The organism is Bacteroidia bacterium, assembly GCA_016218155.1.
In the GTDB taxonomy this organism is placed as follows: Bacteria; Bacteroidota; Bacteroidia; order Bacteroidales; family GWA2-32-17; genus GWA2-32-17.
This window is the reverse complement of the sequence record JACREQ010000042.1, coordinates 37,189-50,779: the sequence shown is the minus strand read 5'-3', so window position 1 is coordinate 50,779 and position 13,591 is coordinate 37,189. Positions and strand designations below refer to the sequence as shown.

Sequence of the window (13,591 nt, the reverse complement as noted above, 5' to 3'; positions counted from 1 at the left end):
AATATTATGAATAAGTTTCTATTTTATTCATTATTCCTTTTTCTTTTTTCTGCAAGTAGTCAAGCTTTTTCACAGGGAACAAGTTGTAATATTGCAGATCCTTTTTGTTCTGGTGTTACTTATGGTTTTCCAATGAATACAAATAACACTGCAGAATCCGGACCTAATTACAGTTGTTTGTATACACAACCTAATCCTGTTTGGTATTATCTTTTAATAGATCAATCAGGTAATATTACCATTAACATGTCATCTCCAACTGGTAATGATATTGATTTTACAGCATGGGGTCCATTTAATTCAATGACAGGAATATGTTCACAATTAACTGCTACCTGCAGTAGCTGCCCAAATAATACTACTGATCCAAGTTTTTACCCTGGAAGTGCAGGTGGTACAACTATTGATTGTAGCTATGACCCTGCCCCGGTAGAAAATATTCATATATCAAATGCTGTAACTGGTCAGTATTATTTATTGTGTATAACAAATTATTCTAATGCTGCAGGTGATATAGTTTTTTCGCAATCTAATTTTGGTGCAAGTGGAGCGGGAAGTACAGATTGCTCAATTGTTACACCTTGTGGTTTTACAACCGCCACTGCAAACCCTTCAGCATGTACTCCGGGAACTAATGAATATAGTGTCTCTGGTTCTGTTTCATTTCATGATGCACCTTTAACAGGTACAATGACTATTTCTGATAATGCAGGTGCAACTCAAACTATTAATGCGCCATTTACAAGCCCATTAAACTACAATTTAACCGGATTAAATAGTGATGGTTCTGTACATACTGTAACATTTATTTTTTCTGCAGATGCATTTTGTGATTATACTACTACATATACTGCTCCTGGTCCATGTAGTGCCTGTTCTGCTAATGCTGGACCCGATGCTTCTGTCTGTGGACTAAGTACTAATTTAGCTGCAGTAGCTGCAGCGGGTGATTACAATCTTACCTGGTCGGGACCTGCCGGAGTTTCTTTTACTCCTAATAATTCTGCAACTGCTTTGGTAACAGCAACAGCTTCCGGAACATATAATTTAACATGGACAATAACAAATTCTACAGGATTAACTTGTTCTGATGTAGTTGCTATTACATTTACTGAAAATCCTACTTCAACATTTACAGCGACTTCTATAAGTTGTTTCGGTCAAAATTCAACAATTACTTTTACTGGTACTGCAGCTCCAACATCAAGTTTTGGTTGGACATTTGGAGGTGGTACGGTAGTTTCTGGAACAGGTTCGGGACCATATACAGTTAATTGGGGTACTGCAGGATTACAGTCAATAACATTACAGGTTAGTGATAATCATTGCCTTAGTCCACTTACGACAGTTCAGGTTAATAATCCACCTCAGTTAAATGTAAACGTTTCAACATCTCCGGTTACATGTGCAACAGGTTCTAATGGAACTGCGAATGTTACTACAACAGGTGGTACTCCTGCATATACATATACATGGTCAAATGGTACCGGTGCTCCATTTCCTGCAGGAAATTATGGCGTAACTGTAACAGATGCTAATTTATGTACTTCAACATATCCTTTTACCATCACTGCTCCAAACCCAATTGTAGTTGTACCTAACCAAACTAATTTAAACTGTTTTGGAAATAATACTGGAACTGCAAGTGTAACAGTTAGTGGTGGAACTTCTCCTTATATTTATAACTGGACTGGTGGAGTTAGTTCAATAGATGTAGCATCTGGCTTGTCTGCTGGTAATTATACTGTTACGATATTAGATGCAAATAGTTGTCAGGTAACAAATCCGTTTGTTATTACTCAACCTACTCAAGTAAATGTTGCTATAGTATCTACAACTAATGCAACTTGTTCTGGTATATGTAATGGAATGGCTACAGTATCTGCAAATGGTGGAACTCCAGGATATAATTATGTGTGGTCAAATTCAGCAGTTTTGCCATCTGCAACAAGTTTATGTGCAGGAAATTACACTGTTACGGCCATTGACGCAAATTTATGTACTGCAACTAATACAGTTGTTATAACCCAACCTTTATCAATTACAGCTTCAATTTCAAATGTAATTAATCCTCAATGCTTTGGGGTTTGTAGTGGAAGCGCAACTGTTACTGCAATTAATGGTACAGGACCTTATGCCTATAATTGGTCAAGTGGATCAGGACTAAATGTTGCTAATAATCTTTGCCCCGGTAATTATACAGTAACAGCTTCAGATGCCAATGGTTGTTCAACAACAACTACTACAACTATTGTTCAGCCTGCACAATTGATTGCAACTGCAAATAATTTTATTGCAACAAACTGTTATGGAAGTTGTGATGGTTCTGCTACTATAACAGGATCAGGTGGTACGCCTCCATATACATACAATTGGGCTGCAGGTACACAAAATGCCCAAGTTAATAATACTTTATGCGCAGGAACTCATTTCGTTACTGTAACGGATGCTAATTATTGTACTGCTTCCACAGCAGCTTTTATTTCTCAACCAAGTCAGTTAACAATAACAGGAATTTCGAAAATTAATGCTTCTTGTTATGGAATGAATGATGGAAGTATTGATATTAATATTATTGGTGGTATAGGTTATTATACTTATTCTATAGGCTCACAAACAGACACTATTGGAAATTTTGGCAATTTATCTGCAGGATTATATAATGTAACAGTTACCGACTTACATGGCTGCTCTACTGTAAGCGCATCAACTATAACTCAACCCGCTCAGCTTGTAGTTTCTGCTATAACAACTCACTCAATTTGTCCTGGTGAATGGGCATATTTATCTGCAAATGCAAGTGGTGGAACTCCTGCATATATTTATTATTGGAATGGTATTGCATCTCCACCTTCAATAGGAGTTAATCCGGTAACTACAACAAATTACACTGTTTCTGTTACAGATGCCAGAGGATGTACAAGTAATTCTGTTATTGTTAGTGTACTAGTTTCTTTGCCTCTTGTTGTAGATGTAATTGCATCTCCAACTTCAATTTGTCCTGGCGATACGGCTCAACTAAGTGTAAGTATGACTAATGGTGGTGGTCCTCCATATATGGTGTATAATACTCAGGGAGATATTCTTATTCCTCCGGTTATGATATCACCTGCTACATCAGGTTTGCAATATTTGTATGTAAAAGATGGTTGTGGTTCTATAGCACATGATTCAGTTTTTATTACAGTTAACCCAAGTCCTATTGTGAGTTTTGTTAGTGATACTGTGTCCGGTTGTGAGCCTTTAACCGTTGCTTTTGTGCCTGGATCAGTTCAACCGGGTCAGGTTTATTTATGGAATTTCGGTGATGCAAGCTATAATGCAATTTCATATGATATGAATCCAGTTCACGAATTTACACAAGATGGTACATTTGATGTTTCTTTAACAGTAACTTCTCCCCAGGGTTGTAGTACTACATTAATTAACGAACAAATGATAAGTGTATGGCCTGCACCAGATGCACGTTTTGTTGCAACCCCAGCTGTTGCTAGTATAATTAAACCACAAATATTCTTTACAAACTTATCTGAATTTGCAAGTACATATATATGGTCTTTTGGAGATGGTGATTCTTCTAGTATAGAAAATCCAATGCACTGGTATCCAGATTTAGGAAATTATTTAGTGCACCTTGTTGCAACTACAGATAAAGGATGTTCAGATACTGTGAGTAGTGTTATTCTCATTCGTGATGAATATACTTTCTATGCGCCTTCAGCAATATCTCCAGATTTTGATGAGATTAATGATGTCTTTTATGTATTGGGAAATGGAATCAGTACAAAGGATTTTCATCTTTATATTTTTGACAGGTGGGGTTCTGTAATTTATGAAACAGATATGTATGACCCAGAACAGCCTGCAAAATATGGATGGGATGGAAGTGCTAATGGTGGTGCAATTGTTCCTGTTGGTAGCTATACATGGTTAGTAAAATACTATGATGGCGATCGAATTGAACATGATAGGAGTGGAGTAGTAAATGTTATAAGATAAAATTAAGAAAGGCTAGTTTTAACTAGCCTTTCTTAGTAGTATTAATTGTTTTTAAAAGTTTTGGGATTAATGTTTTGCTTTTATAAGAAAATATTATTGTTATTTTTCTTTTCTATAACAATATTGTGTAATTCGCAAGTTGTTATAAATGAGTATTCATGTTCTAATGTTTCCGGTTTTCCAGATAATTATGGAAACTATGAGGATTGGATAGAATTATATAATTCAAGCGCAACTGCAGTTAATCTTGCAGGCTACTATTTAAGCGATAAAGCTACAAATCCAACAAAATGGCAGTTTCCGTCTGGTGTTTCTATAGCTGCAAATGGAAGGTTGGTTGTATTTTGTTCTGGAAATGATATTGTTGTTGGTGCCAGTATTCATACAAATTTTAAATTAACTCAAACAAAACCTGAAAGTATTGTGTTTTCTAATGCGTCAGCAACTATACTTGAGAATATTGTACTTTTGCCTACACAGAAAAATCATTCAAGGGGTAGACAGTCTGATGGCTCTACTACATGGTCTTTGTTTTTAACCCCAACATTTGGATCAGCTAATTCAGGGTCTGTACAGGAATATGTTTCAACTCCTGTTTTTAGCCAGCAGGCTGGTTTTAATACAGCTCCAGTATCTTTAACAATAACATGTGCAACTGCTGGTTCAACAATTAGATATACACTTGATGGAACTGAGCCAACTGCAACTTCTACAATATATAGTGGTGCTTTAAATATTACATCAACAACAGTTGTTAGAACAAAAGCTTTTAGTAGCTTGCCTGGAGTTCCACCAAGCTTTATTCAAAGTAATACATACTTTGTTAATGCAAGCCATAATTTAGCAGTATTGTCTGTTTATGGTGATAATGTTAATACTTTGTTTGGCGGAACTACTTCTCAGCCTGATGCAGCAATTGAGTATTTTGATAAAAACAATCAGTTTAGAGTAGAGGCTACCGGAATTGCAAATAAACATGGTAACGATTCTTGGGCATATAACCAGCGCGGAATTGATTTCGTAACAAAAGACCAGTATGGGTACGATTATGCTTTAAGATGGAAGCTGTTTAACTATAAAAACAGAAATGAATTTCAACGAATAATTATTAAGGCACTTGCAAATGATAATTATCCTTTCGAAAATGGTGGTGCACATATTCGAGATCCCTATGTAAGTACTATTACGCAAAGAGGTGATTTGTATTTAGATGCAAGAACTTACGAGCCTTGTGTGTTATATGTTAATGGACAATATTGGGGGTTATATGATATGCGAGAAAAGGTTGATGACGCTGATTTTACTGATTATTATTATAACTCTGATGAAAAAGGTGTTCAAATGTTAAAAACATGGGGTGGTACATGGAGTGAGTATGGTGGGGTGCAAGCGCAAACTGATTGGGATAATTTGATGAATTATATTCTTTCAAATAATATGGCTGTTCAATCCAATTATAATTATGTTGACAGTTTATATAATACTAAAAGCCTTGTTGATTATTTTATTTTAAATTCTTATGTAGTATGTTCCGACTGGCTTAATTGGAATACAGAATGGTGGCGTGGAATAAATCCTAATGCCAATAAGAAAAAATGGCGCTATTGTTTATGGGATGAGGATGCTACATTTGGACATTATATTAATTATACAGGAATACCTGATCAGTCAGCCCAGGCTGATCCTTGCAATCCTGAACAAATAGGTGATATGGGTGGGCAGGGACATGTGCCAATTCTTAATGCTCTTATAAACAATGCAACTTTCAGACAGTATTATGTTTCAAGATATGCAGATTTGTCCAATACTGTTTTTTCATGTGCTAATATGCAATTTGTTTTAGATAGCCTGATTGCACTTTCTGCACCTGAAATGCCAGCACAAATTGCGCGTTGGGGAGGAACTGTTGCTGCATGGCAGGCAAATGTTCTGACTCTTAAAAATTTCATTGATGACAGATGTGCTGCTATGTCTCAGGGAATGATAGATTGTTATACTCTTACCGGACCATATAATATAAATTTTCAAGTGGATCCACCAAATACAGGAAAAATTAAAGTTAATTCTATTTGGGTTCCAACGTATCCGTGGAATGCTGTTTATTATGGTAATATTGAAACAATTTTAAATGCTGTTGCTACTGCGCCGGGATATACTTTTGATTTTTGGGAACTTGTTGATGCAGTAATTCCAAATGTAACAACAGACTCAGTAAATACTACTTTTACCGGAAGTCAGACAGTTATAGCACATTTCAAAACTACAGTTCCACCAATAATTGTATCTGGAGTTCCAACAAATTCTCCTTGTTTCGGGGATAATGTTGGATCTATTGATCTTACTGTATCAGGTGGAACTACAAGTAGTGGCACATATCATTATCAGTGGTCAAACGGTGCTACTACACAGGATATTTATTATCTGGTTCCCGGAAATTATACTGTAACTGTTACCGACGATTCTGCCGGTGTCACTGTTCAGTCATATGTTATAACACAACCTTCTCAAATTGGTTTGTCTATGTCAAATGATTTGCAGATTTGTGTTGGGGCTAGTGCTACTATTAATGCTTATCCAACTGGTGATACTCCGCCTTATTATTATCAGTGGAATAGTGGAAATAATACTTCTGGTTTTACAATAAGTCCTACATCCGATTATACTTATATTGTAACAGTCTCAGGAAGTAATGGCTGTCCCTCTATTATCGATTCTGTTCGTGTTAAAGTTAGTTCCGGTGTTATTTTAAATGTTGTTGCAAATAAATATAACATTTGTCCTAATGAATCTGTACAACTATCTGTAAATATGACTAACGGTGGAGGTCCACCATATATGATTTATAATTCATCAGGAAATATTGTTACACCTCCGATAACTATTACACCTTTAGGTTCTGGATTTCAAACTTTATTTGTTCAGGATGGTTGTGGATCTGTTGCACAAGATTCAGTTTTTATAAATGTTTATCAAAATCCTAATCCTGCTTTTTTAAGTGATAAGAATGAAGGATGTGAACCATTGTCAGTTACTTTTAATCCTATAAGTGTTATTTCAGGACAACTTTATAGCTGGAATTTTGGAGATATAATAAATAGCTCCGTATCAAATAGTATTAACCCAATACATGATTTTACAAATGATGGAATTTATGATGTCTCATTAACTGTAACTTCTTCCTTTGGCTGTGATAGCACTATGCATTTTGATAATATGATTAATGTTTTTAATGCACCTGATGCTCGTTTTATTTCTAATCCATTAGTTGTAAGTATTGTTAAACCACAGGTGTTTTTTTTAAATTTATCTGAATTTGCATACTCATATCTTTGGTCATTTGGAGATGGCGATTCTTCAAGTAATTTGAATCCTATGCATTTGTATTCAAGTGTAGGGGAATATAATATCAGTCTAATTGCAACTTCAGATAAAGGGTGTAAAGATACAGTTTTTGGTTCTGTTGTTATTCGTGATGAATATACATTTTATGCACCAAATGCTATTTCTCCCGATTCTGATGGTAATAATGATGTGTTTTATGTTCTCGGTAATGCAATTAGTGCAAAGGATTTTCACTTATATGTTTTGGACAGATGGGGAGGAGTTATTTTCGAGACAGATAAATATGAAAATAATCAACCGTCTAAATTTGGATGGGATGGAAGATTAAAAAATGGAAGTATAGCTGCAATTGGTAGTTATTCCTGGATTGTTAAATACTATGATGGCGATGGTATTCAACATGACAGATCTGGGGTAGTAAATGTTATTAGGTAAGTTGTTATTATATGAGTGTTTTTTTATTTGTTATTGAAATATTTTAAATAGTGTGAAAAGTAAATGCAGCTATTTAAATGTAATCTGAGTTTTAAGAATAGGAGGGCTGGCACTCTATAAAATGATTTACTAATAATATAATATTGAGAGCAATTAATATAATTATATTATTTTGCTAATATGTGAAGGATAAATAGATATATCTAATAGTCTTTAAAAAAATACATTATGAACTCGTTTAAAAGATTATTTTTCATTTTTTTACTGATATCATCAGGCGGTTTCTCTTTTTCTCAGACTGGAAATGGATCATGGCAGGTAGATTATGAAGGTCCAAAATCATTTATTCAAAATAAAGGTCAGTTTGATGGTCGTAATTGGCAAAAGGATACTAAAATTGAATACGGTGTTGATTATAATAAAGCATTTATTTTTTTCACCAAAAAGGGGCTTACTTATCGTTTTGATAAGATTATAAGAAATCCAAATCGAAAAAAAGGAGAAATAGATGATAGTAATCCTAAAAGAACTAATATTAGTGAACTAATTCATGTTAATTGGATTGGTGCAAATCAAAATCCGGAAATTGTAGCAGAAAATTTATCAAGTGATTATTTCTCATATGCAATTAAAAATTTAACTACAAAAGAAGTTAGAAATGAGAATCAAATAAATGGATATAAGAAAATCACATACAAAAATTTATACGATAAAGTTGATGTTGTTTATGTTATTCAACCTGAATCAGGAATAAAATATTCAATTATTTTACATCCCGGAGCAGATGTATCACAGATTAAAATGAAATATTATACTGGTCATACCAGTATTGCTAATGAAAATATCGAATGTAATTTAGATGAAAATGGAGAAATTCAAATAAAAACATCCCTTTCTGAAATTGTCGAGCATAAACCATTTACATTTTATAAAAAATCAAAGCAAGAAATTAAGTCGAGTTTCAAATTCGAAAACAATATTTTATCATTTAATTTGGAAGAATACAATAAATCCAAAGAAGTTGTAATTGATCCATGGGTTCAGTCACCCGCTTTTAGTACTTCTACTGCGGTTTGGGAAGTAGAAACTGATGCTGTAGGTAATGTTTATGTTATTGGTGGTGAAACCCCTATGCAATTAAAAAAATATAATAGTGCTGGTACTATTCAATGGACATATACAACCCCATGGGATACTGCAAGTGTTTGGTTAGGTACTTTAGCTACTGATAATACTGGAGTTAGTTATATTACATCCGGAACTTCGCCAGAAATTGAAAGAATTAATAATGCTGGTGGTATGGTATGGCATAATGCATCTTTCGCACTTTTTAGTTTAACTGAGTGGTGGAGTATAACCTTTAATTGCGATAAAACAAAGTTAATTGTTGGCGGAACTGGAGGTTCAGTACTTTCGCCAAAATCAGTAATTTATGAAATGGATGTTAATAATGGTAATGTTATTATTCCAGTAAATGTTAACTCAGGGATGGCTGGCGGATTTCCTATTGAAGTTAGATCAATTTCATCTTCTAAGGATGCAAAATATATATTTTTAACTCACCATCATGTGGGTGCTATTATTGATAACTTTGGTGCATGTCCACAAGCTGGACCTGTATATAAACTTGACAATGGGCATCATTTAGGATATAAATGTGAAAATTATTTGCCTGCTACTCAAAATGGAGGTGGCTTAAAAGCATTAATTGCTAACGATCAATTTTTTTATACTCATAGCGGAAATCAGATACATAAAAGGTTATTGGGTAATGGTTCATTAGTTACATCGGTAAATTTAAATGGAGGAAATTCAACTACGGTTCCATTTGTAGGTGGAAAGGTTGTTCTTAATAGTGGTTTAGATGTTGATGATTGTGGAAATGTTTATGCTGGATCTGGTGACAGGGTTGTTAAATTTGATGCAGATCTTAATTTTATTTCTGAAGCTTTATTACCTTTTACTGTGTATGATGTTAGCGTAAATTCTAATGGTGAAGTAGTTGCAGTTGGAGCACAGTCAGATAATCAGGCAGCAACCAGAAATGGTAAAATACAGTCTGTAAATTTAAGTGCCTGTGCACAATTTGCGCTTGTTTGTTGCGATGCTAATATTTGTATACCTGATACTTTTTGTTTAAATGATCCGGCAATAAATTTAACACCTTCATCTCCCGGTGGAGTATGGTCTGGGATTGGAATCACAAATGCAGCAAATGGTACATTTAATCCTTCAGTTGCTGGGGTAGGAGTACACACAGTTTATTATAGTCTTGCATGTGGATCAGATTCTATATCAATTGTTGTTAGTCCATGCGTTTCTATTACTGCTTGTCAGGAATTAAATGGAAATATTACTGTTTCAAGTGGAATTACTCCTTATACATGGGAGAGTCAGACAATTCCTTGTATTACAGGGTTAGGAAATTATTGTGGAATATTTACTGCAGCTGGAGCACCTGTATGGGGGGTTTTTGGTGGAAATAGTGCAACAGAAACTCCTGATGGAAACTGGCCCATTCGAGTGACAGATGCAGTTGGTACTAGTTTAACTATTACTTCTCTGGCTTCTCTTCCTATGTGTTCTTCATGTCCTACACTTGTTATAACACCTGCAAATATAGTTAATGCTACTTGTGGAAATGCAAATGGAAGCTTTTCTGTAACAACTACAGTAGGTGGTTCACCTTATGATTATGTTTTATTTGATGGTTCAAGTAATGTGGTTGCAAGTTTTAATAACATAGCGGGTTCGCAAAGCTTTACAGGGCTTTCGGCTGATATCTATACCTTAATGGTTACTGATAATAATGGATGTACAGGTTCGGTAACAGTGACAATTACAGCTACAGGTGGAATAACGCCTTCAATAACTGGAGCAACATCATTTTGTACAGGTGGTTCAACTACTTTAGATGCTGGTGCGGGTTATACAAACTATTTGTGGTCAACAGGAGCAACAAATCAAACAATTAATGTTACAACTGCTAATACATATTCTGTAACAGTTACCGATGGGGCAGGTTGTACAGGTGTAGCCTCAGTTTCAGTAACAGTTAATACAAGTTTAAGCCCTACTGTTACCGGCAATAACTTTTGTGTTGGTTCTAATACTACTCTTGATGCAGGTAGCGGTTATGTTACATATTTATGGTCAACAGGTGGAAATACACAAACAATTTCAGTTAATACTTCAGGAAATTATATTGTTACGGTTACTAACGCAAGTGGTTGTTCAGGAACCGGTCAGTTAACTGTTTCTGCAAATGCTTTACCTACACCAACAATTACAGGAAACTTAACATTCTGCAGTGGTGCAACAAGTATTCTTGATGCAGGAGCTGGTTATTTATTTTATAATTGGTCAACTTCTGATGTTACCCAAACAATTTCAGTTTCAGCAGCAGGAAATTATTCGGTATCGGTAACAGATGCTAATGGATGTATAGGCTCAACTCAAGTTACAGTTACTGTTAATCCGTCATTAACGCCAACAATATCCGGTGCTACTTCTTTCTGTACTGCTGGTTCTACAGTATTAGATGCAGGAACTGGTTATGCCGGTTATTTATGGTCAAATGGATCTTTGTCGCAAACAATTACAGTTACTACTGCTGGTACATATTCAGTGACCGTAGCAAATGCCAGTGGATGCACTGGAATAGCTTCTGTTGTTGTAGCTGTAAATTCGAGTTTATCACCTGTTGTTACAGGGAATAATTTCTGTGCAGGCAATGGCTCAACTCTTGATGCCGGTAGTGGATACTCAACTTATCTTTGGTCAACAGGAGCTACAACTCAGACTATATCAGTATTTGCAGTAAATACTTATTATGTTACTGTAACAAATGCTACAGGATGTAGTGGTACTGGACAAATTGTTATCAATCAGAATGCAAACCCTACACCTTCAATTACTGGAAATTTATCTATTTGTGCAGGATTTTCAACAACTTTAAATGCAGGGGCTGGTTATGCTTCATATTTCTGGTCAACAACAGCTGTTACTCCAACAGTTTCTGTGAATACACCAGGTAGCTATAGTGTAACTGTTACTGATAATAATGGTTGCACAGGAACTAGTCTTGTAGTTGTAACATTAAGTAGTGGGTTAAATCCAACAATAACCGGTAGTCTTCAAATATGCAGTGGTTCTTCAACTGTGTTAAATGCTGGAAATGGTTATGCAGGATATCTTTGGTCAAATGGTATGTTAACACCAACCATTACGGTAAGTACTGTAGGTAATTATAGCGTAACTGTAAGCGATGCAAGTGGGTGTTCAGGAGTTGCAAGTGCAACATTAGTTGTTAATCCAAATCCAACACCTTTAATTACCGGTAATTTGAGCATGTGTTCTGGTGATACAACTTATCTTGATGCCGGATCAGGTTTCTCAACTTATGCATGGTCATCTGCTAATAATACACAATCAATTGCTGTTGGTTCATCAGGAGTTTATACAGTAACTGTATCTAATGTTTTTGGATGTACAGGTACTTCAAGTGTGACTGTAAATGAAACAAACGGAGTATTATTATCTGCTGTCCCTTTGCATAATATTTGTAATGGTGAATGGGCATATCTTACAGCAACTGCCTCGGGAGGTTCTGCACCTTTTACATATTACTGGAATAATGTTATAAGTCCTGCTTCAATTGGCGTTCAACCTATAGCTTCAACAACATATCAGGCTTATGTGGTTGATGTTAATGGCTGTGTTAGTAACATAGTTTCTGTAATAGTAAACGTTACTCCACCATTGCAGGTAGATGTTATGGCTTCTCCTACTTCTATCTGTCCTAATGAATCTACTGTTTTAAATGTAAGTATTAATCAGGGCGGGGTTCCTCCATTTACTATATTTACAAGTTCTGGGCAAATTGTTATTCCACCTATAAGTATAAGTCCTACAGTTTCCGGATTCCAGTATTTGTATGTTAAAGATGGTTGTGGTTCTATCTCACACGATTCAGTTTATATTACAGTTAATTCTTCACCACTTGCTAGTTTTGTAAGCGATACGGTTAATGGTTGTGAGCCATTAACGGTAAGTTTTACTCCTATGAATCCTTTGCCTGGTCAGACTTATTTATGGAATTTTGGTGATTTAAGTTATAATGCAATTTCATATGACATTAATCCTGTTCATCAGTTTTCGCAAGATGGAATTTTTGATGTGACGTTGACTGTTACAAATGCTTCTGGTTGTTCAACAACGTATACACATGATGATATGATTAATGTTTATCCAAATCCTGATGCAAGTTTTATTACAGATCCGATTTATGCAAGTATTGTTAAACCACAAATTCATTTTATTAATCTTTCAGAAGGAGCTGATAGTTACATATGGTCTTTTGGTGATGGCGATTCTTCCAGCATAGAAAATCCTTGGCATTGGTATTCTTCACTTGGATCTTATCATGTATATCTTGTTGCAATTACTGATTTAGGTTGTACAGATACTGTTTTTAGTTCTATTTATATTAGAGATGAATATACATTCTATGCTCCAACTTATATATCTCCTGATTATGATGAGTTAAATGATGTCTTCTATGTATTAGGTAATGGAATTAGCCCTGAAGATTTTCATCTTTATATTTTCGACAGATGGGGAGAGATAATTTATGAAACAGATAAATACGATCCTACTCAACCAGAAAAATATGGATGGGATGGAACTGCTAATGGTCATGCAATTGTTCCTATAGGAAGTTATACATGGTTGGTAAAGTATTATGATGGAGACCATATTGAACATGACAGGAGTGGTGTTGTTAATGTAGTACGTTAATTATAGAATGCTTTAT

At 35.1% G+C, this 13,591-nt stretch carries 3 protein-coding genes; all 3 read left to right on the top strand.

Annotated features, from left to right (window positions below; all coding sequences use genetic code 11):
- The first annotated feature begins 6 nt into the window (after positions 1 to 6).
- The 3 genes from HY951_07635 (at position 7) to HY951_07625 (ending at position 13,575) form a co-directional block, all read left to right on the top strand.
- A complete protein-coding gene (locus tag HY951_07635; protein MBI5539912.1) occupies positions 7 to 3,999 on the top strand; it encodes a gliding motility-associated C-terminal domain-containing protein in 3,993 nt (1,330 codons plus the stop codon).
- Between the two features lie 69 nt (positions 4,000 to 4,068).
- Entirely contained in the window at positions 4,069 to 7,776 is a 3,708-nt protein-coding gene (locus HY951_07630; GenBank protein ID MBI5539911.1) for a CotH kinase family protein, read from the top strand.
- Between the two features lie 228 nt (positions 7,777 to 8,004).
- Positions 8,005 to 13,575 (top strand): gliding motility-associated C-terminal domain-containing protein, encoded by a 5,571-nt coding sequence (locus HY951_07625; GenBank protein ID MBI5539910.1) that lies wholly within the window; start codon positions 8,005 to 8,007, stop codon positions 13,573 to 13,575.
- Positions 13,576 to 13,591: the final 16 nt, after the last annotated feature.